This is a genomic window from Microbacterium sp. NPDC058062 (assembly GCF_042885375.1).
In the GTDB taxonomy this organism is placed as follows: Bacteria; Actinomycetota; Actinomycetes; order Actinomycetales; family Microbacteriaceae; genus Microbacterium; species Microbacterium trichothecenolyticum_C.
Map to the genome: position 1 here is coordinate 308,460 of NZ_JBHVSC010000004.1, position 24,422 is coordinate 332,881.

The 24,422-nt window shown below is 72.0% G+C and carries 21 protein-coding genes; 7 read left to right on the forward strand and 14 right to left on the reverse strand.

What is annotated here, in order from left to right:
- Nucleotides 1-62 precede the first annotated feature (62 nt).
- Nucleotides 63-1,343 carry an ABC transporter substrate-binding protein gene (locus ACFVSU_RS14760; protein WP_387144298.1) on the reverse strand — a complete coding sequence of 427 codons (1,281 nt, stop codon included), beginning with the start codon at nt 1,341-1,343 and terminating at the stop codon, nt 63-65.
- Between the two features lie 310 nt (nt 1,344-1,653).
- Here ACFVSU_RS14760 and ACFVSU_RS14765 point away from each other — a divergent pair, with 310 nt between their 5' ends.
- From ACFVSU_RS14765 to ACFVSU_RS14775, 3 genes are read left to right on the forward strand one after another with little or no spacing between them, the layout of a single operon-like run.
- Nucleotides 1,654-1,863 (forward strand): heavy-metal-associated domain-containing protein, encoded by a 210-nt coding sequence (locus ACFVSU_RS14765; RefSeq protein ID WP_310288591.1) that lies wholly within the window; start codon nt 1,654-1,656, stop codon nt 1,861-1,863.
- Nucleotides 1,860-4,226 carry a heavy metal translocating P-type ATPase gene (locus tag ACFVSU_RS14770; RefSeq protein ID WP_387144301.1) on the forward strand — a complete coding sequence of 789 codons (2,367 nt, stop codon included), beginning with the start codon at nt 1,860-1,862 and terminating at the stop codon, nt 4,224-4,226. The genes ACFVSU_RS14765 and ACFVSU_RS14770 overlap by 4 nt, the downstream gene beginning before the upstream one ends.
- Before the next feature lie 11 nt (nt 4,227-4,237).
- The gene (locus tag ACFVSU_RS14775) at nt 4,238-4,573 is read left to right on the forward strand and encodes a metal-sensitive transcriptional regulator (RefSeq protein ID WP_387144304.1); all 336 of its coding nucleotides are present in this window, start codon (nt 4,238-4,240) and stop codon (nt 4,571-4,573) included.
- A 3-nt stretch (nt 4,574-4,576) separates the two neighbouring features.
- Here ACFVSU_RS14775 and rarD read toward each other — a convergent pair whose 3' ends face one another.
- Nucleotides 4,577-5,491: an EamA family transporter RarD gene (gene rarD, locus ACFVSU_RS14780; protein WP_387145269.1), complete on the reverse strand. Its 915-nt coding sequence runs from the start codon at nt 5,489-5,491 to the stop codon at nt 4,577-4,579.
- A 320-nt stretch (nt 5,492-5,811) separates the two neighbouring features.
- Nucleotides 5,812-6,108 carry a co-chaperone GroES gene (gene groES, locus ACFVSU_RS14785; RefSeq protein ID WP_045275440.1) on the reverse strand — a complete coding sequence of 99 codons (297 nt, stop codon included), beginning with the start codon at nt 6,106-6,108 and terminating at the stop codon, nt 5,812-5,814.
- Nucleotides 6,109-6,520: 412 nt separating this feature from the next.
- On the opposite strand from groES, the gene ACFVSU_RS14790 reads away from it, so the two are divergent.
- The 3 genes from ACFVSU_RS14790 (at nt 6,521) to ACFVSU_RS14800 (ending at nt 12,053) form a co-directional block, all read left to right on the forward strand.
- Nucleotides 6,521-8,401 (forward strand): Hsp70 family protein, encoded by a 1,881-nt coding sequence (locus tag ACFVSU_RS14790; protein ID WP_387144308.1) that lies wholly within the window; start codon nt 6,521-6,523, stop codon nt 8,399-8,401.
- Nucleotides 8,402-8,434: 33 nt separating this feature from the next.
- On the forward strand, nt 8,435-11,074 hold the full coding sequence (locus ACFVSU_RS14795; protein WP_387144311.1) for a LuxR C-terminal-related transcriptional regulator: 2,640 nt from the start codon (nt 8,435-8,437) through the stop codon (nt 11,072-11,074).
- Between the two features lie 109 nt (nt 11,075-11,183).
- Nucleotides 11,184-12,053 carry an IniB N-terminal domain-containing protein gene (locus ACFVSU_RS14800; RefSeq protein WP_387144314.1) on the forward strand — a complete coding sequence of 290 codons (870 nt, stop codon included), beginning with the start codon at nt 11,184-11,186 and terminating at the stop codon, nt 12,051-12,053.
- Nucleotides 12,054-12,520: 467 nt separating this feature from the next.
- Here the strand turns inward: ACFVSU_RS14800 and ACFVSU_RS14805 are convergent, their stop codons facing one another.
- The 4 genes from ACFVSU_RS14805 to ACFVSU_RS14820 form a co-directional block, all read right to left on the reverse strand.
- Nucleotides 12,521-14,149 carry a dynamin family protein gene (locus tag ACFVSU_RS14805; RefSeq protein WP_387144317.1) on the reverse strand — a complete coding sequence of 543 codons (1,629 nt, stop codon included), beginning with the start codon at nt 14,147-14,149 and terminating at the stop codon, nt 12,521-12,523.
- The gene (locus ACFVSU_RS14810) at nt 14,146-16,098 is read right to left on the reverse strand and encodes a dynamin family protein (protein WP_387144321.1); all 1,953 of its coding nucleotides are present in this window, start codon (nt 16,096-16,098) and stop codon (nt 14,146-14,148) included. Before ACFVSU_RS14810 ends, ACFVSU_RS14805 begins: the two co-directional genes overlap by 4 nt.
- A gap of 105 nt (nt 16,099-16,203) precedes the next feature.
- Nucleotides 16,204-16,440: a hypothetical protein gene (locus ACFVSU_RS14815; protein ID WP_387144324.1), complete on the reverse strand. Its 237-nt coding sequence runs from the start codon at nt 16,438-16,440 to the stop codon at nt 16,204-16,206.
- 122 nt (nt 16,441-16,562) lie between these two features.
- Nucleotides 16,563-17,792: a hypothetical protein gene (locus ACFVSU_RS14820; RefSeq protein WP_387144326.1), complete on the reverse strand. Its 1,230-nt coding sequence runs from the start codon at nt 17,790-17,792 to the stop codon at nt 16,563-16,565.
- 184 nt (nt 17,793-17,976) lie between these two features.
- On the opposite strand from ACFVSU_RS14820, the gene ACFVSU_RS14825 reads away from it, so the two are divergent.
- Nucleotides 17,977-19,164, forward strand: coding sequence for an SAM-dependent methyltransferase (locus ACFVSU_RS14825; protein WP_387144328.1), 1,188 nt, complete (start codon nt 17,977-17,979; stop codon nt 19,162-19,164).
- Between the two features lie 6 nt (nt 19,165-19,170).
- Here ACFVSU_RS14825 and ACFVSU_RS14830 read toward each other — a convergent pair whose 3' ends face one another.
- The 7 genes from ACFVSU_RS14830 to ACFVSU_RS14860 form a co-directional block, all read right to left on the reverse strand.
- Entirely contained in the window at nt 19,171-19,587 is a 417-nt protein-coding gene (locus ACFVSU_RS14830) for a hypothetical protein (protein ID WP_387144330.1), read from the reverse strand.
- Between the two features lie 242 nt (nt 19,588-19,829).
- Entirely contained in the window at nt 19,830-20,912 is a 1,083-nt protein-coding gene (gene tsaD, locus ACFVSU_RS14835; protein WP_387144333.1) for a tRNA (adenosine(37)-N6)-threonylcarbamoyltransferase complex transferase subunit TsaD, read from the reverse strand.
- The gene (rimI, locus tag ACFVSU_RS14840) at nt 20,909-21,412 is read right to left on the reverse strand and encodes a ribosomal protein S18-alanine N-acetyltransferase (RefSeq protein WP_387144336.1); all 504 of its coding nucleotides are present in this window, start codon (nt 21,410-21,412) and stop codon (nt 20,909-20,911) included. The genes tsaD and rimI overlap by 4 nt, the downstream gene beginning before the upstream one ends.
- Nucleotides 21,409-22,068: a tRNA (adenosine(37)-N6)-threonylcarbamoyltransferase complex dimerization subunit type 1 TsaB gene (gene tsaB, locus ACFVSU_RS14845; RefSeq protein ID WP_387144339.1), complete on the reverse strand. Its 660-nt coding sequence runs from the start codon at nt 22,066-22,068 to the stop codon at nt 21,409-21,411. The genes rimI and tsaB overlap by 4 nt, the downstream gene beginning before the upstream one ends.
- A gap of 200 nt (nt 22,069-22,268) precedes the next feature.
- Entirely contained in the window at nt 22,269-22,715 is a 447-nt protein-coding gene (tsaE, locus tag ACFVSU_RS14850) for a tRNA (adenosine(37)-N6)-threonylcarbamoyltransferase complex ATPase subunit type 1 TsaE (protein WP_387145272.1), read from the reverse strand.
- 104 nt (nt 22,716-22,819) lie between these two features.
- On the reverse strand, nt 22,820-23,944 hold the full coding sequence (gene alr / locus ACFVSU_RS14855; RefSeq protein ID WP_387144341.1) for an alanine racemase: 1,125 nt from the start codon (nt 23,942-23,944) through the stop codon (nt 22,820-22,822).
- On the reverse strand, nt 23,941-24,321 hold the full coding sequence (locus tag ACFVSU_RS14860) for a holo-ACP synthase (RefSeq protein ID WP_387144345.1): 381 nt from the start codon (nt 24,319-24,321) through the stop codon (nt 23,941-23,943). The genes alr and ACFVSU_RS14860 overlap by 4 nt, the downstream gene beginning before the upstream one ends.
- Nucleotides 24,322-24,422: the final 101 nt, after the last annotated feature.

Here is a 24,422-nt window from a genome sequence, read left to right on the forward strand (position 1 = left end):
ACACGCCGGGAACGCGACAGGGCCCCGGATCGCTCCGGGGCCCTGCGCTGCGTCAGCCTGTTTTACAGGTCGATGCGGGTGTACAGGTTGTCGGCACCGTACTGGAAGACACCGATGGTGGCCTCGGTCGGGTCGCCGTTCTCGTCGAACGTGATCGGGCCCGAGAAGCCGTCGTAGTCCGCGACGCCGCCGCCGAGGATGATGTCGGCGCAGTCGGCGAAGTTGTCGCACTTCTCGCCGTCACCCGAGCCGCCCGAGACCTCCTGCAGCTTGCCGGCGATGTCGGCCGGGTCGGTGGAGTTCGCGGCCAGCGACGCGAGCGCGAGCAGCACGACGGCGTCGTAGGCCTCGTTGGCGTACGAGAAGTCGGTCAGCTCGGGGTTGCCCTCGCCGGTCCACCACTCGTTGAGGCGTCCCTGGAACTCGGTGTCGGGAGCCGGACCCGCGGGGGTCGTGCCCTTCGCACCCTCCATGCTCACGCCGGCCGGCCACTTCTCGTCCGAACCGAAGTTCTTCAGGTTGCCGTCGACGAGGTACAGGTCCTCGGCGGGGTAGCCCGCGGCGATGAGCGCCGGGCCGATCGTGTAGATCTCGTCGAACGTGATCAGCGCGATGGCGTCGGGGTTCGAGGCGAGGATCGCGGAGATCTGCGCGTCGAAGTTCGTGTCACCGGTGTTGTAGGACTGCTCGGCGACGATCTCGCCGCCCGAGCTCGTGAAGGTGTCCTGGAACACCTTGTTGAGGCCGGTGCCGTACGAGTCGTTCTGGTACAGGACCGCGACGTTCTCGTGGCCGTCCTCGGCGACGAGGTTGCCGAGCACCTCGCCCTGGAGCGTGTCGGCCGGGGCCGTGCGCCAGTAGAGGTTGTTGTCGTCCCACGTGGTGAAGTCCAGCGAGGTGTTCGCCGGGGAGAACGTGATGATGCCGGCCGCGACGGCGTCGTCGAGGAAGAGCTTCGTCACACCCGAGGACGCGGCGCCGATGGCGGCCGAGACCTTCTCGGAGATCAGCTTCTGGATGGTGGTGGCGTACGCCTTGTTGTCGGTGTCGCCCGAGTCGCCCCAGACGATGTCGGGGATCGTGATGCCCTTGGCGGCGTCGTTGATGTCGGCGGCAGCCAGGCCGACGCCGGCCTCCTCGGGCGGTCCGAGGAACGCGAGCGTGCCCGTCTGGGGCAGGATCGTGCCGATCTTCATGGTGAGGTCGCGCTCCTCCGTGGGCGGAGTGGTTTCGCTGCTCCCACCGCCGCCGCCGGAACAACCGGCGAGGACGAGGGCGCTGGCGCCGATGAGCGCGATGCCACCGAGGACGGTGGTGGTGCGCGAGCGGGTGAAGACGCTCATGTTGCTCCTTGCTGTGCGATTACAACGGGAACGGCTCGGGCGCCGACCCAGTGCACTAAACCTAATCGCCGTCAAGCGTCGGCAATGTTGCCTTTCGTTAACGATCTGTAACAGCTTGAAAACCGTGATCGGACCGTAATTCTGGACGCTCGCAGGGTCGGCCTGCTGTGGATAACTCGCCGGCCTGTTCGCGTGCTGCGCCGGAAAGGATTGCGGATCCGGCGCCGGCCGCCCATACCCCTTGCGGGTATACACTGGAGCGATCGGGTACCCCTGAGGGGTATCCCCCACGATCCACGGAGGAGAAATCATGGCTGAGGCCGAGTACACGGTGACGGGAATGAGCTGCGGGCACTGCGAGGCGTCCGTGCGCGGCGAGGTGTCGAAGCTCGATGGCGTCCAGGACGTCCAGGTGAGCGCGGCCGCCGGAACGCTCAGGATCGTCTCCGCCGCCGAGCTCGCCGACGACGCCGTCATCGCAGCCGTCGACGAGGCCGGCTACAGCGCGGTCCGCGCATGAGCGAGGCCTCGATCCCCGCCGCCCGGTTCGAACTCGAGATCGGCGGGATGACGTGCGCGTCGTGCGCCGCGCGGATCGAGAAGCGGCTGAACCGGATGGACGGGGTCGAGGCATCCGTCAACTACGCCACCGAGAAGGCGTTCGTCACCGCTCCCACGGGACTCGACCCGCAGGAGCTCATCCAGGAGGTGGAGAAGACCGGCTACACCGCCGCGCTCCCCGCGCCGCCGGCCGCCGAGCCCGCCACCGAAGAGCCCGCCGACCCCGAGCTCACGAGCCTCAGGCAGCGACTCATCGGGTCGATCGTGCTGTCGGTGCCGGTGATCCTTCTGGCGATGATCCCGGCCCTGCAGTTCACCTACTGGCAGTGGGCGTCACTGGCGCTCGCGGCGCCGGTGGTGGTGTGGGGCGCGTGGCCGTTCCACCGTGCCGCCTGGATCAACCTGCGCCACGGCGCGGCCACGATGGACACACTGATCTCGCTCGGCGTCTCTGCGGCGTTCCTGTGGTCGCTGTACGCGCTGTTCTTCGGCCATGCGGGCATGCCGGGCATGACCCACACCTTCGAGTGGTCCGTCACCCCGCAGGGCGGCGCGGGCGACATCTACCTCGAGGTCGCCGCCGGCGTCACGACATTCGTGCTCGCGGGCCGATACTTCGAGCAGCGGTCGAAGCGCCGGGCGGGTGCCGCACTGCGCGCCCTGCTCGAGATCGGCGCGAAGGACGTCGCGGTGCTGCGTCCCTCCGGCGACGGCGTCGCCGAGGTGCGCGTGCCGGTCGCCGACCTCCGCGTCGGCGAGGAGTTCGTCGTGCGGCCCGGCGAGAAGATCGCCACCGACGGCGTCGTGACCTCCGGCACCTCCGCCGTCGACGCCTCGATGGTGACGGGCGAATCGGTCCCCGTGGAGGTCTCCCCCGGCGATGCGGTCGTCGGTGCCACCGTCAACGCGGGCGGCCGGCTGGTCGTGCGAGCGACACGCGTCGGCGACGACACGCAGCTCGCGCAGATGGCGCGGCTCGTCGAAGACGCCCAGTCGGGCAAGGCTGAGGTGCAGCGGCTGGCCGATCGCATCTCGGGCGTGTTCGTCCCGATCGTGCTGCTGATCTCGCTCGGCACGCTCGTGGCCTGGCTCCTCACCGGCGCTCCGGCTTCCATGGCCTTCACCGCGGCCGTCGCGGTGCTCATCATCGCGTGCCCGTGCGCGCTGGGGCTCGCCACCCCGACCGCCCTCCTCGTCGGCACCGGCCGGGGCGCGCAGCTCGGCATCCTCATCAAGGGGCCCGAGGTGCTCGAGTCCACGCGCACGGTCGACACGGTCGTGCTCGACAAGACCGGCACCGTCACGAGCGGACGCATGTCGCTCATCGACGTCGTGGTACCCGGATCGCTCGATCCTCACACCAATGAGGCATCCGCGGCCCGCGCCGAGCTGCTGCGTCTCGCGGGCGCCCTGGAGCACGCCTCCGAGCATCCGATCGCGCAGGCGATCGCCCGCGCCGCGACCGCCGAGGCCGGAGACCTGCCGCCCGTCGAGTCGTTCCAGAGCGTGCCGGGCAAGGGGGTCTCGGGCGTCGTCGAGGGGCACGCGGTGCTCGTCGGCCGCGAGGCTCTCCTCGCCGACTGGGCACTGCCCCTCCCCGACGACCTGGCCGTCGCCAAGGCCGCGGCCGAGGCGCTCGGCCGCACTCCGGTCCTCGCCGCGTGGGACGGCGCGGTGCACGGCCTCCTCGTCGTCGCCGACCAGGTCAAGCCCACCAGCCGCGAGGCGGTGCGGCAGCTCAAGGCCCTCGGTCTCGCGCCCGTGCTCCTCACCGGCGACAACGCCGCCGCGGCACAGGCCATCGCCGACGAGGTCGGCATCGAGCGCGTGATCGCCGAGGTGCTCCCGCAGGACAAGGTCGCCGTCGTGACCGAGCTCCAGAGCGAGGGCCGTGTCGTCGCGATGGTCGGTGACGGCGTGAACGACGCCGCCGCCCTCGCGCAGGTCGACCTCGGCCTCGCGATGGGAACCGGGACGGATGCGGCGATCGAGGCGTCCGACATCACCCTGGTCCGCGGTGATCTGCGCAGCGCTGCCGACGCGATCCGCCTCTCGCGCGCGACCCTCGGCACGATCAAGGTCAACCTGTTCTGGGCCTTCGCGTACAACGTCGCCGCGATCCCGTTGGCGGCGCTGGGCCTCTTGAACCCTATGATCGCCGGAGCGGCGATGGCGTTCTCGAGCGTCTTCGTCGTGGGCAACAGCCTGCGCCTGCGTCGCTTCCAGAGCCAATCCCGGCCCCAGGGCCGTTCCCGGCCCCGAGGCCGTTCCCGGTCCCTGAGCCCGTCGAAGGGCCGCAGCCTCTCGACCGCTCACCGTTGAAGGAGTCCGACATGACCGACACCGCTCTCGAGCACTCCGCCGAGCACACGCACGCCGCCGATCACGCCCACCACGGCTACATCACCGACAAGGACAAGTACCTCAATCGCCTCAAGCGCATCGAGGGGCAGGCCCGCGGCATCCACAAGATGGTCGAGGACGAGAAGTACTGCATCGACATCCTCACGCAGATCAGCGCGCTGACCTCCGCGCTCGAAGCCGTCGCCGTGGGTCTGCTGGACGACCACCTGCGCCACTGCGTGGTGGATGCCGCCCGCCTGGGCGGCGCCGAGGCCGACGCCAAGATCACCGAGGCCACGCAGGCCATCGCCCGCCTGGTGCGCTGAGCGTCAGGCCGCGACCCGGCTGCGGCGGGCGTGGATGAGCGAATCGACCGTGAGGACGACGAGCGCCACCCACACCAGGCCGAAGCCGATCCAGCGCTCGAGCGGCATCGGCTCGCCGAGCCAGAGCCAGCCCACGAGGAACTGCAGGACCGGCGCGACGAACTGCAGCAGCCCGATGGTCGTGAGCGAGACGCGGCGCGCCCCCGCGGCGAAGAGCAGCAGCGGCACCGCGGTGATGACACCGGTCAGGCTGAGGAGCACCGTGTGCTGCCAGCCGTCCGCACCCATCGTGAGTCCTTCGGTCGCGCCGACGATCACGAGCACGACCACCGCGATCGGCGTGAGCCACAGCGTCTCGAGGGTCAGCCCGCTCACGGCGTCGACCGACGGGCCGACCTTCTTCTTCACAAGGCCGTAGACGCCGAAGGACGCTGCGAGCGTGAGTGCGATCCACGGGAAGGCGCGGTAGCCGATCACGATCACCGCGACCGCCGCCGCGGCGATGCCGATGGCGACCCACTGCGTCGGCCGCAGCCGTTCGCGCAGCACGAGCACGGCGAGCAGGACCGTCGCGATCGGGTTGATGAAGTAGCCCAGGCTGGTCTCGATCACGTGACCGTTCAAGGCCCCGTAGATGAACACCTGCCAGTTGACGTAGATCAGGAGGCCCGCGATCACGGTGAGGCCGAGCACCCTCGGCTGCCGGAAGATCGCCGCGAGTCGCGGCCACGTGCGGGTCACCGTGAGCAGGAGCGCGCAGAAGACCAGCGACAGCAGGATGCGCCACGCCACGATCTCCCACGGCCCGGTGGGCGCGAGGAGCAGGAAGTACAGCGGAAGGAAGCCCCACAGCAGGTACGCGGAGAACGTGAAGACCCCGCCGAGCCGGCGCTCCCGGGCCTCGGCCGCATCGGACACGGCCCTGCGGGTCCCGGTGGTGACGCCCAGGTCGAGCGCCGTCGAGTCGTCGAGTCCGTCCACCACGTCGCGATCGGGAGGGGAAGACTGCTCGTGACTCACCGAGTCAGCCTACGCCCGCCCCGTCGCGGCACGGCCCGCGGGCCAGGGCCCGCAGCTGGGCCCACGCGCCCGGAGGCTCCGCGCAGCGCGCCAGCGCTGCGTGGAGGGGGCGTGGGGACCGTTTTCCGTCGTCCGTGGTGTCATTCCTGCCACCGCGGACGACGAAAGGGCCGGATGCCGAAGCATCCGACCCTTTCGGTACGCGCAGTGCGCGGAACTCAGCGAACGACGACCGCGAGGACGTCACGAGCCGACAGGACGAGGAACTCGTCGCCGCCGAACTTGACCTCGGTCCCGCCGTACTTGCTGTAGATCACGCGGTCGCCGACGGCGACGTCGAGCGGGATGCGGTTGCCGTTGTCGTCGATACGACCCGGGCCCACCGCCACGACCTCGCCCTCCTGGGGCTTCTCCTTGGCGGTGTCGGGGATGACCAGACCGCTGGACGTGGTCTGCTCAGCCTCGACCTGCTTGATGACGATGCGGTCCTCGAGCGGCTTGATGGAAACCGACACGGTCTACCTCTTCTTTCTTGAGACTAAGACTCGTTAGCACTCTGACGTTGAGAGTGCTTACGTCAGTCTAGGCAACCGGCTGGCACTCATGCAACGTGAGTGCCAATGAGTCGTCACACGGATGCTGCGCCCCGCCGTTGCGCCGAACCGGACACCGATTCGCACGCGGATGTATCAGAACCGCGCCGGGCGACTCCGTGAATGTGTCTTCGTTTTGCGGGCATCCCCTCGCGCTCGACTGTCTGCGGTGGTAGACCAGTCGCGGGGGGAGACTCGTCCTGAACTCTTTGGGGGAGTTTCAGCGATGGTTTCGCATGAGTACGCACTCGCGGTCGATGTCGGCACGAGTAGAACGGCCGCCGCGACGGCCCGAACCGGATCCAGCGGCCAAGCGACGGTCACACCTGTGCCGTTGGGCCGAAGAGGCGACAACGTCGCCTCCGTCGCCTTCGTCACGGACGACGGAGACCTCCTGTTCGCCGACGCCGGCGAGCGCCGCGGCCTGAGTCAGCCCGAACGCCTGATCCGCGAGTTCAAACGCGGCGTGGGCGACGACGTCCCGATCGCGGTGGGGGGACGCTCGCTCAGATCCGAGGACCTCTTCGCGCGCGCCTTCGCCGCGGTCGTGCAGACCGTGACCGAGCGCGAGGGCGCTCCCCCGGCAGCGATCGCGCTGACGCATCCGACGGCGTGGGGACCGCACCGGCTCGCCCTGGTCACGCAATCGCTCGGCGGTCTCGGCATCCGCGATGTCGAGCTCATCCCGGAGCCGGAGGCCGCGGCCCGTCACTACGGCGCGACGCACCCGCTCGCTGTCGGCCAGGCGCTGGCGGTCTACGACCTGGGCGGCGGGACGTTCGACGCCGTCGTGCTCCAGCAGGGTGCCGGGTCGTCGTTCGCGGTGCGCGGCGAGGCCGCAGGCATCGACGACCTCGGCGGCGCCGACTTCGACGACGCCGTGCTGCGCCACGCGCTCACCGTCTCGGGCCTCGCGGCGAGCGCGCTGTCACTCGACGACGCGGACACCCGCCTCGCCCTGCAGCAGCTGCGACGGGACTGCGTCGAGGCGAAGGAGGCGCTCTCCTTCGACTCGGATGCCGTGATCCCGGTGTTCGTCGGAGGCGCACGTTCGAGCATCCGGGTGACGCGGGCCGAGTTCGAGTCGATGATCGAGCCGGCGCTGGAGCGCACGGTGGACGCCCTGGAGCGGACGATCGACTCGGCGGATCTCGCGCCCGGTCAGCTCGCGGCGCTCGTGCTCATCGGCGGCTCGTCGCGCATCCCGCTGGTCGCTCAGCGACTGTCGGAGAGGTTCGACCGTCCCGTGGCGATCGACGCCGATCCGAAGGCGTCCATCTCGCTCGGCGCCGCGCGCACGGCGCTCGCACGCCTCGAGGAGCGCGCGCTCGCCGTCGTTCCGGAGACGCCGGCGACGTTCGACGACCTCGTGTCGCAGGCCGCACGCGGGCTCGATCTTCTTCCGCCGCGCGCCGTGGGCGCCGCAGCGCGACCGGAGCACGCGGCGAAGCGCGGACTGTCGCTGCTGATCAGCGCCGCCGCGGTGGCGGTGGCGGGTGGGCTCGTCTTCGCCGGCACGATGGCGGCCGGGTCGCTCGCCGACGCGGAGGACCCGCGCCCGGCGCCCAGCAGCACCGCGGACGAGGAGGAGCCGTCGTCGGCCCCGCCCGCCGCGCTGCCGAAGGCGGCACCGGTGTCGGCTGCGGCGCCCCTCACCGAGCACGCCGCCGCGCCGGTCGAGGAGAACACCACGACGCCCGCGCCGAAGACGGCGAACCCCCGCAAAGCGACCGCGACCAAGGCGATGGCGGAGTCGGACGCACGGACCCCCGCCACCAGCCCGAGCCAGGCCGCGAAGGCTGCGGGGCCGTCGTCGGGCTCCGGTTCGGGCTCAGGGTCCGGTTCGGGATCGGGCTCAGGGCCCGGTTCGGGGTCGGGCTCGAACTCCGCGTCGACCAGCCCCTCGACGAGCACCACTCCCGGCGGGTCGACGGCGGACGATCCGCCCACCGGCCCGACGCCGAGCGATCCGCCGTCCGATCCGACGCCGACGGACCCGCCCGCCGATCCCACTCCGTCCGACCCGCCCGCGGACCCGACACCCAGCGACCCGCCCGCGGATCCGACGCCGACCGACCCGCCGGCGGACCCCACCCCGACCGATCCGCCCGCGGACCCGCCCGCGGATCCGGCCCCGAGCGACCCTCCTCCCGATCCCGCCCCGAGCGAGCCCGCCCCGACCCCCGAACCGACGGACGTGCCGATCCCGCAGTGAGCGGGAGAGACACACGACACGCAAGGGTTCGACATGCTTCTCACGACAGATCGCCCGGCCACGACGGCCGCTCGCAGCGGTGCACCCGGCCTCCCCCGGCGCCTCCGGCCCGTCGTGGACGCGCTGGCCTCACGGGCGGGGCGCGCACCGCGTGCGCTGGTGGTGGGCACGGCGGGCTCCGGCAAGACCGCGCTGCTGCAGCGCCTGCAGGTCGCGCTCGCCGCCGGCGAGCGCGACGTCGCGGCGATGCCGGACACCGCGGGTGAGATCGTCCGTCTTCCCGCTGCGCACGTGCTCCTCGTCGACGACCTGCACCTGCTGCGACCGGAACTGCTCGCCGCGGTGCGCCGTCGGGCCGACGACCCCGACGCGGGTCTCATCGTCGCGAGCAGGCCCTGGCCGACGACGGATGCCACCGTCACCATCGCGCGCCTGCTCGAGCACACGCAGCCCGCGATCGTCCTGGGGCACGTCTCGCGCTCGGACGTGCTCGATGATCTGGAGACACGCCGGCTGTCCATCCTGACGGCGTGCGTGGACCGCATCCTCGAGGTCACGGACGGGGTCTCGTGGCTCGTCGCCGAGGCCATCGCCGCCCACGACGAGCGCGACTGCGTCGACGACGCCTCCCATCGCGCGCTGTCGCGCGTGCTCGACGACCGCGTCGCGCACCGGCTCGAGACCGTCGATGCCGACGTCCGCACCTTCGTCGAGCGCCGCTGCCTCGTCGCGGCCCACGGCCATGCGCCGGCGGACGACGAGGGGGACGACGAACTCGCCCTCCGCGCCTACGCGGAGGGGCTGCTGCTCCGCGGCGGACGCGCGGCGCCGGCGGTGCGCTCGGCCGTGCGGTCCGCGGCGTCGGCGCAGACCATCGCCCTGCTGACGGCGGAGCTCGGCGACGGCCTCACCCTCGCCGTCGCGAGCGACGACCCGGACTACGCCGCGATGCTGTCGCGCCTGCACACACCCGGGCTCGGTGCCGCGCTGGCCGACCAGGGCGACCGGCTGCTCGACACGCACCCGGAGCGCGCACGGGAGCTGTACCAGGCGGCGTGGGATGCCGGTCTTCAGACGACCGCGGTCCTCGAACGCCGCGCGCAGGCGGCCTGGGCCGTCGGCGATCTCGACGAGGCCGCAGTCCTCACCGAAGCAGCCGCGCGCACCCGGGCGGGCGAAGAGCCCGGCACCGGCGACTCGGGTGCCCTCGAGCATGCCGAGCCCCTCACCGACCTCGCCGCGGCCGTCTGGGCCGCACGGGGCATGCTCACCCAGAGCGCTGCGACCTACCGGGCGATGCCACCCCGGACCGCGACCGCTTCGGCCCGCGCGACCATCGCGGCGCTGGGCGTCGGCGACGGCGCCGCCCTCGCCGCCGCGAAGACGGAGCCCGACGGGCTCCCCGCCTTGCCGTCGACCCTCGGCACCGCGATGAGCCTCGTCGACCGGGGCCTCCGCGCGACGCTCGCCGCCGACGCGACGGACACGGTGCTCGTCGACCTCATCCGGGCGTCCGAGATGTACAGCTCCGCACGCACGTCGGCGCCGATCGCCGAGCCGCCTGCGGTGATCGCCGCGATCGTCGCGCTCAACCTCGGCGACACCGTCACGGCGCAGTCCGTCGTCGACGATGCGATCGCGGGCGGGCATGGCGGGCAGTGGGCGCGCCCGCGGCTCCTGCTGTGGCGCGCGTGGATCGCCGTACAGCGCGTGCGCCCGCACGACGCACGCCTCGCGCTGGCGCAGGCCGAAGCCCAGCCGGGCGCGCGCTCGCCCCGCGACCGGCTCCTCGCGCGGGCGGTGGAGGTGGCGCTCGCGCGCCGATACGGCGACGCCGCCGATCTCGCCGCCGCCTGGCGCACCGCCCACACCGCGCTCCTCCGCGTCGACGTGGACGCCTTCCTCTTCCTGCCCCTGACCGAGCTCGTGTGCGCGGCCGCGAAGACCGGCGACGCCGATCGCGCCGCGCAGGCGCTGGAGCGGGCTCTGGAGGTCGCGGACGGGCTCGGGGGGTCGCCGCTGTGGACGGCGGCCGTGCGATGGGCGGGCGTGCAGCGCAGCATCCTTCTCGGTCGTCCGGATGAGCTGATCCCGCACGCGCACGCCCTCGTCGCCGCCGGCCACCACAGCGCCGTGGCCGCCGCGATGGCGAAGGCGGGCCGCATCTGGACGTCGGTGCTCGCGGGCACCGTCGACCCCGACGCCGTGGAAGCGGCCGCCCAGCAGCTCGCCTCGTACGGAATGGCATGGGATGCTGCGCGCCTGGCCGGTCACGGAGCCGCACGCTCGACGGATCGGCGCGTGAGCGCGCGGCTGCTGGCCCGGGCACGGGAGCTGCATCCGATCGAGCTGGAGCGGACCACGGCGCCCGCGTCCGGCGAGCCCGCCGCACGCGCCGAGAGCGACGCGTCGCCGGCCGCCGAGGTGCTCAGCGAGCGCGAGCGCGAAGTCGCGCGGCTCGTGCTGCAGGGCAAGACCTACGCCGAGATCGGCGAGGCCATCTTCATCTCGCCGCGCACCGCCGAGCACCATATCGCGCACATCCGCCGCCGCCTCGGCGCGACGTCGCGCTCGGACGTGATCGCGAAGCTGCGCCTGCTCATGAGCGAACCCGCCACGACGGCGGACGCTCCGGGCACCGAGACCGACGCGGGCCCCCATCGGGCCGCGTGACGCCATAGGGGTTAGCCCCGATGCCGACCCCACGACATCTGAATACCGTGAGCAAGACGTTCAGTATTGCGGACACCTGTGCCGCAACCACCCGACGCTGGAGGGGACCATGACTACGCCGATCGAGACGGTCGCGGATGCGCTGATCGCGTTCATCCTGAGCCTGCTGCGCGATCCGAATGCGGTGGAGGAGTTCAACGACGACCCCGGCGCCGCGATGGCCGCACGGGGACTGCAGGGCGCCTGTGCCGCCGACGTGCGCAGCGTCGCGCCCGTCATCGTCGACCACCCCTCCGTGGCGCCACGGCCCGCGTCGAGCCAGCACACGCACCCGCCGGTCGGCTCCGACGACGACAACCCCGGCGGAACCCCCTTCGACACAGACCCGCAGGTGATCCGCGAGATCTCGCGCATCATCAACCAGTTCACGACGATCGACGCACGCTCGACCATCGTCGACCAGTCCACGAACCAGAACATCTGGACGCAGGGCGGCGACCTCACCCAGATCTTCGACCAGAGCGCGGTCGTCGCCGCGGGCGACGGATCCGTGGCAGCGGGCGACGACGTCCTGGTCGACGAGTCCGAGACGACGATCGGCGTCGGCGACGTCGCGGTCGGCAACACCACCGGCAGCCACAACACCACCACGACCGGCGACGCCGACGACGAGGCCGACGCGCCCGTCGACGCCGATGTCGCGGACCCGGACGCGGCGGACACGGATGCCGCAGCATCCGTCCTCGCGGATCCCGTGCTCGACGACGGCCTGTCGCAGGTGACGGACGCGGTGGACACGGCAGCGGATGCCGCTGCCACCGCGGCGACGGAAGCACCGGCGCCCGCCGAGCCCGCACCTGCGGAGGACGCGGCACCGCTCATGGCGGACATGACGGACACGTCGGGCGTCGACGCCGCGGAGCCGCTGACGCCGCCTGAGCCCGAGGCATATCCCGACGAGCCGCTCGAGGACCAATGAGCAATCCGGCCGTGACCGACCCGACGACTCCTCCGCCCGGCGCGCCCGCGGCGTCGTCCTCGCCGGCCTCCGGTCCGGCGCGACCCGCGCCGGAGCGCCCACCTGTCGCGCGACCGAGCACGGCGCCGGTGATCGTGAAGCTGACGCCGCCGTTCTCGGTGAGGCTGAGCCAGTTCTGCTGGATCCTGAGCTTCGCGGTCGGCGCGTTCGCGATCGTCTACATGTTCGTGATCCGCGAGACGCAGCTGCCCCTGATGGCCGACGTGGTGCGTGGCGTCACGGAGGGGCGGAGCGACGAGACCTACACGACGGCGGCCGACATCATCTTCTGGTCGGTCTTCGGCACGCTGGTGGCGGTGCTGCTGACCCAGGTCACGCTGCTCGTGTCGTTCATGAGCCGCAAGCCGCACGTGCGGTGGTGGCAGCTGGGCACCCTGCTGCTGCAGGTGATCGTGGTGCTGCTGGCGTCAGAGGTCGTCGCGATCGGCGAGCGCGGCGAGCCGCTCTTTCCCGTGCTCGCCGGACAATGCGGACTCGTCGCGCTCGCTCTGCTCATCAGCGCGCTCCCCCGAGCGATCGCCTGGTCCGCCCGGCGTCACGACGTCCGCCACGGGGCGGACGCCCCCACCCTCGGGGATTTCTGACACGATCGCCTCGAGGCTGCGGATCACGACGCGGCACACCGCGACCGCGGCGCGGTCGGTGAGCGGGGAGTCGCTCAGCCGCCGCCAGTGGTCGAGCTGCGCGAGGGCGCGCTGTCGCACCGCCTCCGCTCCCGCGTCCTCCGGGAGCCCCAACCGGGTGGTCGCGGGCGTGCCGTCCCCGCCGATGATCGCGACGGCCTGCGCCGCGTCGGGCCCCGCGAGCGGGAGCCCCTCAGCGCGGGCCGTCGCGAGCAGCGAGAGCTCGCGCAGGGCGTGGGCGCCGGCCGACAGCCGCTCGATGCCGGCGCGGATGACGACGGCGCCGGCGACGGGGCGCTCGTCGATGAGCCGCTCGAGCCCGAGGAGCACACCGCGGACCTTGAGCGTCGCCTCGCGGGTGCGGAACTGATCGCGGACGAACTGCTGCAGCGGGATCAGGCCGCTCTGCTCGACCAGCTCGCGCGACAGGTCGGACGACGAATGCGCCCCTCCCCGGATGAGCGCGGTCGCCAGCCGCACGCCGAAGATGCCGAACCGCTCCAGCAGGGCGGTGCGCTCGTCGGCGCCGAGGGTGGTGAGGGTCGTGTCACGGACGAACCGGTCCGCCGACACCAGGAGCCGCTCCCGGTCGGCCCGCTCGAGAGCGGCGAGCTCGCGGAACGCGGCGTACTCACGTTCGCGCAGCGTGCGCGCCCCCTCGGCGAGGAGCCCGGCGACGGGGATCACCCCCAGGAGCAGCGATGCGAGCGAACTGTCGCGCGCGTAGCGCCGCGCCACCTTCCCCGCTGAGAGGAGGGAGTCGATGCGGCCCGACCCGATCTCGTCGGCGCGCGACAGCACGCTGACGGCGCAGATCGTCTGTGCGGCGCCCGCGGCGGTGTCGCGGAACGCCTCCAGGAACTTCACGTCCGACGGATGCAGATGGCGAAGGAGGTAGACGACGGCGTCCGCGCCGGAAGCGGACTCCTCGGGCGCGAGGAAGGTCGCCGCGCGCGCGGAGGTCGAGGCCGACAGCGACGCGATGCCGGGGGTGTCGATGAGGATCACCGATTTCAAGGCATCCAACGGCCACCCGACGTCGATCCACGAGACGTCCTCCGCGGCGGTGTCGCCGAGGTCCAGGACGAGGCGGCCGTCGTCGCGACGCACGGGCATCCGACGGGTCTCTCCGGTCCGCAGGTGCAGCGTGATCGTCGGCGTCATCGAGTAGCGGTACCAGGTGACGACCTTGGTGCACTCGCCGGCATCGGTGGGGGCGATCTGCTCGCCCAGCATCGCGTTGAGGAGCGTCGACTTGCCCGCCTTGACCATGCCGGCGAGCGCGAGCCGCAGGGGCTCGGCGAGACGCCGGTCGAGCTCGTCGAGCACGCTCAGCGCGGTCGCATCGCCGGCGTACGCGTCGCGTGCCTCGGCCAGCAGCGCCCGTGCGTCCTCCCGCATCGACGTGCTCACCGGTCGGCCGCCGCGGGCTGCGGCTCGTGCGGCGAAGCCGCCGGCGTCACGGCCGGCCGCGGGGGCGCGGGTGTCACCGCCCGCGTCTCGCCCTTCGGCAGCGGAGGGATCGCCTTGCCGAAGGTCTCGAGGCGCCCGAGCTGTGCGCGCAGCTGGGCGACGCGCTCGTCGCGCTGCGAGGTGTAGGTGACCGCGGACTGCTTCGCCGCGTTGAGGGCGTCGGTCAGCGACCGGTGCAGCTCGTCTGCGATGGCGCCGAAATGGTCGCGTCCCGCGCGCTGGACGAGCCGCAGGCGGTCCTTGAGCTGCTTGCCGACCTGGAAGCTGACTTCGTCGATGTACCGGCGCACGAGGGTCTTCGCCTCGTGCTGCCGGCGCGACAGCCGCGCCGACATGTCTTCGCGGTAGGCCCGGCGCCCGACGAGCACACCCGCCAGCAGGGAGAAGGGGTTGATGAGCGACAGCCCGACGAGGCCCGTGGCGAGCCCCACCATGAGCACCCCGCCGTACGAGCCGCGCACGCCGATGTAGATGCGCTCGGCGGCGTTCATGCGTCCGGGGTCGAGGCCGGCGAGCTCTTCGACCGGATCCATCACGCCCCGCGTGTCGCCCACGTCGATGTGCGGCAGCGAGAGCTCACCCTCGGCGAAGAGCTGCGCGACTTCCTCCGACAGCCACTTGGAGCGTTCGTCGGTCCAGACGAAGGTCTCCGACACCGCCGCGACCACGCGCTGGCTCAGCCACTCCGAGAACTGGTCCCAGATGGGCCCGGGGTCGCCGTCCTCGATCGCGTTCTCGGCCTCGCGCTGAACCTTGCGCAGCCGATCGCGCAGATCGTGCTCCATGTCGGCGATGAGGTCGGCGATGCCGTCGGTCAGGGTCACCTGCCATCGCGCCGAGCGGCTGCGGAACTCGTCGGCGCGCGCTTTCGCCTCCTCGAGCCGGGCGATCATCTGCGGCGTGCCCTCGGGGTTGAGGATCGTGCTCAGCTCGGTGCGCAGCGACATCGCGAGCTGCTCGACGACCGAGGTCAGATCGTGCACCGCGCTGCGCTCGTGGATCAGCTCCGCCTGGGCGAGCACGTCGCGCCTCAGGTGCGCGACGAGCGCCGGGAAGCCCGACTCGTCGTTCAGCGTGCCGTCCTGCAGCTCTGCGGCGAGCAGGCGCAGGTCGCTGGAGACCGAATAGAGCGGCACATCGCCGATTCCTTCGAGGTGCCCCTTGTCGATCGACTCGATCTCACGCCACGACGGGTAGAGGTCGGTCTTGGCGAGCACAGCGGCGACGTTCGGCGAGATGCGCATCGCGTGCTTGAGCAGCTGCATCTCGGGCTCGGTGTACTCCTGCGACGCATCCGAGACGAGCAGCACCGCGTGCGCCGTCGACAGCGCCGACAGCGTGCTGAGGGCGTTGAACGACTCGAGGCCGCCGACACCGGGCGAATCGACGAGCTTGAGCCCACCCTTGAGGATCTCGCGCGGCAGCAGCACCTCCGCCGACACGATGCGGCGTTCGTTGCCCGGGTTGCCGCGTTCGGAGACGTACTCGGCCACGGATGAGAGGGGGATGGTGCGCCGTTCGACCGCGTCCGCAGCATCCGTCTCCCTGATGAGCACGGATGCCGACGGCTCCGCCGCGTAGCCGACGGAGGTCGACACGCTCGTCGCGATGTCGTCGTCGACGGGGCAGGCGGGGGCGTTGACCAGGGCGTTGATGAGCTTGCTCTTGCCCTGCTTGAACTCGCCGACGATGATGACGCGCACATCCGGGTCGAGCAGGCGGGCCCGGGTCTGCTCGAGACGGCGGAACAGGTCGGCCCGCCCGGTCTCGGACGCGATCTTCTCGACGCCGGAGGCGACCTCGATGAGGTCGGAGGTGCGGTGGGCGGCGGGCGCGAGAGCGGGCGCGGCGGCGGTCGGGTTGCCTGCGGGTACAGGGGTTTCGGCCATCGTGGCCTCCTCAGGGTCGCGTGTGTCAGCGCCCCCTCCCCTCCCCCATGCTGGCAGAGGGAGCGAAGGGATGCACCGGGTGCGGTTGCGGCCGATCCGGTGCGCTCAGAAGGGAAGGTCGTCGCCGCCGTCGGCCGGCGTGTCCGGCCCCCAGAGAAGGTCGGCATCCCACTCCGAGGCGTCGACGTCGGCGATCTCGGCAGAGAACGGGTCGGTCGAGTCCGCGAACGCGGAATCCGCGAACGGGTCCGGCGCGGCGTCCGCGGCGCTCGACCAGTCGTCGGGCTCTGTGGGCACGGAGTCGTCGGGCGTCGGGTCACCGGGGATACGCCAGTCCGACATGACCTGCACCTCCCTCGCGCCGCTCCGACTCTAGCCCGAGCCCGATTCCCGGGGCATCCCCCGGCGTGCGACGTGCCCGGCCGCCGGTGTGGGGGCGGCCGGGCGTGTCGCTCGGGTGTGACTCAGAGATCGAGATCGAAGTCGTTCGCGTCAGCGCCGGGGCTGAGCAGGTTCACGTCTTCGACGTCGACGTCCACCGAGTGGTCGTCTTCCCAAGAGTTGTCGACCGAGTTGTCGTTGAAGGCGTCGCTGACGTCGACCGTCCAGTTGTCGGAGTAGTCGTAGTCGTCGTTGTACGAGTCGGTCGTGTTGCCGATGTTGACGTCGCCGACGTTCACCTCGAACGAGGAGTTGTCGATGTTGACGTCTCCGCCGGCCGCGGCAGACCCGTCGCCCGAGGCGACGACGTTGTCGTTGCTGAACACCTGCGTGACGTTGCCACCGGTCGCCCAGCCGCCGGCTGCGCCGGTGTCGCCGGCCGCGCCGCCCGACCCCGCACCGCCCGTGCCCGCGCCGCCGGCAGCGCCGGTGCCGGCGCCTCCTGCCGCGCCCGTGCCCGAGCCGCCGGTGCCGTTGGCCGCGGCATCGGCACCCGTGCCGAGACCGACCGTTGCCGTCGCGGTTCCGCCGGAGCCCGAACCGCCCGTGCCCGCACCGCCTGCCGCGCCCGTGCCCGAGCCGCCTGAGCCCCCAGTGCCCAGGCCGCCCGTGCCGGACCCGCCGTCGGCGCCGATCGCCCACGCAGCTCCACCCGAACCCGACGCCGTCGTGATGTTCTGGTTGACGGAGTTGTCGACGTTCGTCGAGCGGTTGTCGATCGACAGGTTGAACGCGCCGCCGCCGTCGTCGAGAGCCGCGAAGCCCGCGCCGCCACCGCCGCCACCGTCACCGGTCGAGCCGATGATGTTGAGGTCCTCGAAGCCGACGTTGTACTGCCGCACGCCGGCGTTGACCGAGAAGTCGTTGGCCGAGTCGTGGACCGACTTGTCGTTGAACGCGTCCTCGATGTCGACGTCGATGTGGGTCGAGTTGTCCGAATTGTCGGAATTGTCGGAGTTGTCCGAGTTGTCCGAGTTGTCGGAGTTGTCCGAGTTGTCGCTGTTGTCCGAGTTGTCGCTGTTGTCGGAGTTGTCCGAGTTGTCGCTGTTGTCCGAGTTATCGGAGTTGTCGCTGTTGTCGGAGTTGTCCGAGTTGTCGGAGTTGTCGCTGTTGTCCGAGTTGTCGTTGAACGAGTCGGAGATGCCGACCCCGATGTCGGTCGAGTTGTCGTTGTTCGAGAGGAGATCGTTGTTCGACAGGATGTCGTCCGTGACGGTCTGGATCCCCAGCAGGTTGTTGTTGTCGTCGGCCATGATCTTCCTTCTCTCAGAGTGCCGAAAAACCGCTTCCAGATGAGTGTCCCGAGGCGGGCGAACCCGCACATCGGGGGTGTTCCCGGGGCTTGCCCCCGATGAGAGGGGGATTCGGATGGGGGTTCCGGGGGGAGCTGCGGGGTCAGCGGTGCCCGCGCGGGCGCCCGCGCCGTAGGCTCGGCGGGTGGAACTCTCCGAACTCGAAGCGCTCCTGACACCCGAGGGCCTGCGCCTGCTCGACGCGATGCCGCCGGTGGACTCCTCCGACGACGTCGCGCGCACCGTGACGCGGCTGCGCCGCGACGGCCACTCCCCCGACCTGGTCTCGGCGGTCGTCGGCCAGGCACGCCTCCGCACGCGCGCGCGGGCGAAGTTCGGCGATCTGGCGGAGCGGATGCTGTTCACCCGCGCCGGACTCGAACAGGCGACGCGTCTCGGCATCGCGGCCCGCCATGCGGCACGGTTCCGCGACGCGGGCTTCACACGGGTCGCCGACCTCGGCTGCGGCATCGGCGGGGACGCCCTCGGCCTCGCCGGGCTCGGCCTGCGCGTGACGGCGGTCGACGCCGACGAGGTGACCGCCGGCATCGCCGCCTACAACCTCGCGCCGTTCGGCGCGGACGCCGAGGTGCGTCTCGGCACCGCGGAGGACACCGACCTCGACGGCATCGAGGCCGTGTGGCTCGACCCGGCACGCCGCACCGCCGGGCACTCCGAGACCGCGCGCACGCGCCCGGAGGACTGGTCGCCCTCGCTCGACTGGGTCTTCGACCTCGCGCGTCGCATGCCCGTCGGCGTGAAGCTCGGTCCCGGCCTCGATCGCGACCTCATCCCCGACGAGGTCGAGGCCCAGTGGGTGAGCGCGGACGGCGCCACGGTCGAGCTCGTGCTGTGGTCGGGCGCGCTCGCGCGCCCCGGCGTGCGCCGCGCTGCGCTCGTCATCCGTGGCGACCAGGCTCACGAGATGACGGCGGAGACGGATGCTGCGGACGAGCCCGCCCGCGAACTCGGCGCCTTCCTGCACGAGCCCGACGGCGCCGTCATCCGCGCGCGGCTGATCGGCGACGTCGCACGCACCCTCGAGGCGGGGATGCTCGACGAGCACATCGCCTACCTCACCTCCGACGCCGCCCTCACGTCGCCGTTCGTCTCGACGTTCCGCGTGCGGGAGGTGCTGCCCGCCGATGAGAAGGCACTCGGCAAGGCGCTGCGCGAGCGCGACATCGGCCGACTCGAGATCAAGAAGCGGGGCGTGGACGTCGACCCCGCCACCCTCCGCACCCGCCTGAAGCTCCGTGGCTCGGCGGCCGCGACCCTCCTCCTCACGCGGATCGGCACCCGCCGCACCGCGATCCTCGCCGACCGCGTCTGACGCGGATCAGCCGATGATGTTGGCGCGCGCCGCGGCGTAGAGGAGCCAACCGGCGCTGTACAGGATCGACAGCGTGCCGAGCACGATCGCCCAGACGGCCACCGCGCGGCTCTCGAGCGGGCGGCGCAGCGCGATGATCGCGGACACGACCGCGACGAGCCCGATCGGGAAGCCCCAGCCGACGAACATCGACACCAGGAGCCCGAGGATCGCGAACCCGAGCGACCAGCCCGCGAGCCCGCGGTGGAACGCCGAGTCGGACGCCGTCCACGACGTGGCGTCGGGCGTGAACTCGCCTCCCGGCTCTGCGGGTGCGGTCTCCACCGTGACGGCGACCGGCGCCGTCGGCAGCCTCTGGAACCCGCCGCGGTGAGCGCCGGGCAGCGGCGACGCGTCCTGCGCGAGGTCGACGTCGGGTGACACGGAAGACACTGTCGGCCCGGCCGGCCGAGCCGGAGCCTCAGGGGGAACAGACGCTGCGGCCTCCGAAGTCGCCGAGTCGAGGTCGCCCGGATCCTCGGGGCGCTTCGTCTCGCTCGCTCCTCGCTCGCTCAACGAACGGGATCGGGCGTCGGGTCCTCCCGAGGGGGCTTCGGCCTGATCAGTCCCGGGCGTCGCGACCTCGGGCTTGCCGGGGTCGCCGGGCTGCGGCATCCGTTCGTCCGTCATGCCGACTCCGCGACCTGGATCTCCGTGACCGGAAGCGTCGAATCGGCGCCGAACTCGAGGCTCGAGGGCGCGCGGCCCGACATGATGAGCTCGGAGGTCAGCGCCGCGATCATCGCGCCGTTGTCGGTGCACAGCGACAGCGGCGGGATGCGCACGGTGACGCCTTCGGCGGCGCCGCGCTCGAGTGCGACGTCGCGCAGCCGGCGGTTGGCGATGACGCCGCCGCCCAGCAGCAGACGCGGTACGCCGTAGTCGCGGCACGCGGCCAGGGCCTTGGTGACGAGCACGTCGACGACCGCCTCGCGGAAGCTCGCCGCGACGTCCGCGACGGGCACCGGCTCACCCGCGGCCTCGCGCTGCTCGACCCAGCGGGCGACGGCCGTCTTGAGCCCCGAGAACGAGAAGTCGTAGCGGTGATTCGCCATGTCGCTCGCGCGCGAGAGTCCGCGCGGGAACGGGATCGCCTTGGGATCACCGGATGCTGCGGCCCGGTCGATCTCGGGACCACCGGGGTACGGCAGCCCGAGCAGCCGCGCGACCTTGTCGAAGGCTTCGCCGGCGGCGTCGTCCATCGTCTCGCCGAGCAGCTCGACGTCGGTGGTGAGGTCGCGGACCAGGAGCAGCGAGGTGTGCCCGCCCGAGACGAGCAGCGCGACGGTCGGGTACTCGAGCGGCGGCGCGTCGGCGTCGAGGATGTCGGCGGCGATGTGCCCGACGAGGTGGTTGACGGCGTAGAGCGGCTTCTCGAGGGAGACCGACAGCGCCTTGGCGGCGCCCACGCCGACCATCAGCGCGCCGGCGAGCCCCGGTCCGCTCGTGACGGCCACGGCGTCGAGGTCGGCGAGCGCGACGCCCGACTCGGCGAGCGCCGCCTCGATCGACGGCTGCAGCGCCTCGAGGTGCGCTCGCGCGGCGACCTCCGGCACGACACCGCCATAGCGGGCGTGATCGTCCATCGAGCTCGCGATCGTGTTCGACAGCAGGGTGCGACCGCGCACGATCCCGATCCCGGTCTCGTCGCAGCTCGTCTCGATGCCCAGCACCAGCGGTTCGCTCGCTGAGCCCGTCGAAGCGTTCACGTGCACACCCCTCCGTCGAATCCGGTCGCTGAGCCTGTCGAAGCGCGGGCCCACCCGCGCAGATCGAGCTTCATCACCACGGCGTCGACGTCGTCGGGCTGGTAGTACCGGGGCTTGCGGCCGATCTCGGCGAAGCCCTCCGACACGTACAGCGCCTGCGCGACGGGGTTGTCGGCGCGCACCTCGAGGAACACGTCTGTCACGCCGCGGCGCGCGGCCTCCTCCAGCAGCGCCCGCAGCATCGCGCGGCCGCGGCCGCGGCCCCGCGACACCTCGGCGATCGCGATGGTCTGGATGTCGGCGTCCCGTGCCCCGGCGACGGCGCGGAGTCCCGCGTACCCGACGAGGCGGCCGGCCTCGTCGTCGACGACGTACCAGCCGTGCGGCGAGGCGAGCTCTTCGCGCATCATGGCCTCGGACCACGCGTCGGTCGGGAACGACGTCCGCTCGAGCGTCATGATCGCGGCGAGGTCTTCGCCGGTCGCAGGGCGGAGCGTCACGAACCCACCCGCTTCGGAGCGTGCGGGAGCGTCACGTCGGGCGAGCGCAGGTAGAGCGCATCGGCAGGACCGATCGTGCGCCCGGCGGCGAGCGCGCGGGCCGCGGCGAGCGCGAGCATGGCCGCGGGGATGCGGTCGGCGTCGCGGCGTGCGGCCGCGGCGTCCGCGAGCACGGCGTCGAGGTCGTCGCGGGGTGTCAGCGCGGACTCCGCCACGCGGATCGGCAGCCCGTCGTCGTCGATCCCGCGGTACAGCGTGTACGCGAACTCGCGGCGACGCGCGTCGGTGACGACGGCGAACGTCTCGTCGGCGGCATCCTCGTACCCACCCGTGAGCGCGTCGTGCAGAAGCAGTTCGAGGGCGACCGCGTCATGGCTCGGGACCGGAACGACCGGCACGCCGCGCCCGAGGGCGAAGGTGCGCGCCGCGGCGATGCCCACCCGCAGCCCCGTGAACGGGCCGGGTCCCATACCCGCGGCGACATGCGTCACGTCGGACGCGGAGATGGATGCCTCCGCCAGCGCCCGTTCGATCAGCGTGCCAATGACCTCGGCGTGGCCGCGCGGGTCTGCGCTCTCGACCTGGGAGCGGATCACGCCGTCCGGCTCGACCACCGCCACCGCGGAGCCGAGCGACGTGTCGATGCCGAGGATCACCCTTCCAGGGTAGTCGGGCGCGGTGGGAGCCTCTCCGCCCGACCCTCCCGGCCTCCTCATTCGAGGACGAGGGCCGAATCGAGGAGCCGAACCGGCGGTGCGATCCGCATCTCGGCACACATCCTCAATTGAGGGCAGGGGGAGGAGTGGGCGCCCGATCGCCTCGCGTCGACTCGGCCGCTGTCGCGAGGCGACGTCGGCTAGGGGTGGCGGGTGATCTTCACCAGGCGAGGGGTGTCGGCGTCGAGGTCGGCCTCGTGGGCGATGGTGCCGCAGGCGTTGTCGACGCCGCGGCCGTGCCACTCGCGCTCGAGCTCGACCTCCCACCACTGCTCACGGAGTCCGTCGACCAGGCCCCGACCCCACTCCACGATCACGACGGAGCCGTCGAAGTCGATGTCGAGGTCGTCGAGCTCGGCAGCCGAGCCCAGGCGGTACGCGTCCACATGCACGAGCGGCGCGCCGCCCGAGAGCGACGGGTGCGTCCGGGCGAGCACGAACGTCGGGCTCTGGATGGGTCCGCGCACGTCGAGACCGCGGCCGATGCCGCGGGTGAGGGTGGTCTTGCCTGCGCCGAGCGGACCGGTGAGCACCACCATGTCGCCGGGGTGCAGCATCCGTCCCATCTCTTCGCCGAGTGCCTCCATCGCGTCGGGCGAGGTGATCTCGCGCGTGCCGACGAGTGCGTCCAAACCTTGTGCCGTGGTGTCCACGCCCGGTGCAACAACGGCGGCGTCGTCCGCGTTCCCGCTCACTCCGACACCTGCCGGCGGGGCACGCGGGGGCCGATGCGCGTGACGATCTCGTAGTTGATGGTGCCCGCGGCCTCCGCCCACTCGGTCGCCGACGGCGCCCCGAGGGTCGGGTCTCCGAACAGCACCGCCGTGTCGCCGACCGAAACCTGCGCGTCGCCCACGTCGACGACGAACTGGTCCATCGCGATGCGGCCCGCGACGGGGAACCGCCGTCCGCCGATCACGACGGGCCCGGCACCCGACGCCTGACGTGGCACCCCGTCGGCGTAGCCGAGGGGCACGAGTGCGAGGGTCGTGTCGCGCTCGGCGCGGTAGTCGTAGCCGTACGACACGCCCTTGCCCGCCGGCACGCGGCGCACGGCGGCGACTGCGCCGCGCAGGGTCATCGCGGGACGCAGGCCGAGATCGGCGGACGTGCGGTCGTCGAACGGCGAGAGTCCGTAGAGACCGATGCCGATGCGCACGCAGCCGAGGCGCGCCTCGGGAAGGTCGATCGCGGCGTGCGTCGCCGCGATGTGCCGCAGCGGCGGCGCGAGACCGAGCGAGGCGGCAGCGGCGACGCCGTCTTCGAAGGCGCGCAGCGCCGCGCGGTCGTCTTCGGTCGACGCGTTCGAGAGGTGGCTGAACAGTGCGATGACGCGGACGCGGCCGATCCGCTCGAGGCGCGCGGCCTCGGCGAAGACCACGCGGTAGTCCTCGGGTGCGATGCCGTTTCGCGAGAGTCCGGTCTCGAGCTTCAGGTGCACCCCGACGGGTCGATCGGCGGATGCTGCCGCCGCCGCCTTCTGCAGCTGCTCGAGGCTCGAGATGCCGAGTTCGATCCCCCGCGCGGCGGCTTCGGCGAAGTCGGCGGTCGGCGCGTGCAGCCATGCGACGATCGGCGCGTCGATGCCGGCGCGACGCAGGGCCAGCGCCTCGGTGATGTCGGAGACGCCGAGCCGCGACGCGCCGCCGGCGAGCGCCGCGAGCGCCGAGCGCACGGCGCCGTGCCCGTATCCGTCGGCCTTGACGACCGCGATGATCTCGGAGCCCGTGAGCCGGCGGAGGTGCCGCACGTTGTCCTCGATCGCGCCGACGTCGATCAGGGCCTCGCGCAGGACTCCGGCCGGCAGGCGGCTCATGCGCTCTCCTCGGATTCGCCGGCGGGCACGGCCTCGGCGATGACGTACGCGGTCGCGAGGCCTGCGTCGTGCGAGAGCGACAGGTGGAGCGCCGTGATCCCGCGCTCAGCGACGACCGCGGCCGTCGATCCGCACAGCGAGAACACGGGACGACCGGATGCCTCGGACGCGATCTCGATCTCGGTCCAGTGCACCCCGTCGGAGCCGCCGAGCGCCTTGATGAGCGCCTCCTTGGCGGCGTACCGCGCGGCCTGCGAGTGCGGCTTGAGCTGCTGCTCGGCCTCCGAGAAGAGGCGCGGCAGCAGTTGCGGGGTGCGTTCGATCGTCCGCTCGAACCGAGGGATGTCGACGAGGTCGACGCCGATACCGACGATCATGTGGTCCTCCTGCGTGCTGCAGCCGCAGCATCCGCCACCCTATCGCGCGGGCGCGTCACCGCCGCCTGCCGCGCAGCGCACGGCAGGCGGAACGGATGCTG

What these genes read in the sequence shown, in the direction of transcription:
- ACFVSU_RS14760 (WP_387144298.1), bottom strand. Translation starts at nt 1,343, where the DNA reads ATGAGCGTCTTCACCCGCTCGCGCACCACCACCGTCCTCGGTGGCATC.
- ACFVSU_RS14765 (WP_310288591.1), top strand. Translation starts at nt 1,654, where the DNA reads ATGGCTGAGGCCGAGTACACGGTGACGGGAATGAGCTGCGGGCACTGC.
- ACFVSU_RS14770 (WP_387144301.1), top strand. Translation starts at nt 1,860, where the DNA reads ATGAGCGAGGCCTCGATCCCCGCCGCCCGGTTCGAACTCGAGATCGGC.
- ACFVSU_RS14775 (WP_387144304.1), top strand. Translation starts at nt 4,238, where the DNA reads ATGACCGACACCGCTCTCGAGCACTCCGCCGAGCACACGCACGCCGCC.
- ACFVSU_RS14795 (WP_387144311.1), top strand. Translation starts at nt 8,435, where the DNA reads ATGCTTCTCACGACAGATCGCCCGGCCACGACGGCCGCTCGCAGCGGT.
- ACFVSU_RS14800 (WP_387144314.1), top strand. Translation starts at nt 11,184, where the DNA reads ATGACTACGCCGATCGAGACGGTCGCGGATGCGCTGATCGCGTTCATC.
- ACFVSU_RS14810 (WP_387144321.1), bottom strand. Translation starts at nt 16,098, where the DNA reads ATGGCCGAAACCCCTGTACCCGCAGGCAACCCGACCGCCGCCGCGCCC.
- ACFVSU_RS14815 (WP_387144324.1), bottom strand. Translation starts at nt 16,440, where the DNA reads ATGTCGGACTGGCGTATCCCCGGTGACCCGACGCCCGACGACTCCGTG.
- ACFVSU_RS14820 (WP_387144326.1), bottom strand. Translation starts at nt 17,792, where the DNA reads ATGGCCGACGACAACAACAACCTGCTGGGGATCCAGACCGTCACGGAC.
- tsaE (WP_387145272.1), bottom strand. Translation starts at nt 22,715, where the DNA reads ATGGAGGCACTCGGCGAAGAGATGGGACGGATGCTGCACCCCGGCGAC.
- alr (WP_387144341.1), bottom strand. Translation starts at nt 23,944, where the DNA reads ATGAGCCGCCTGCCGGCCGGAGTCCTGCGCGAGGCCCTGATCGACGTC.
- ACFVSU_RS14860 (WP_387144345.1), bottom strand. Translation starts at nt 24,321, where the DNA reads ATGATCGTCGGTATCGGCGTCGACCTCGTCGACATCCCTCGGTTCGAG.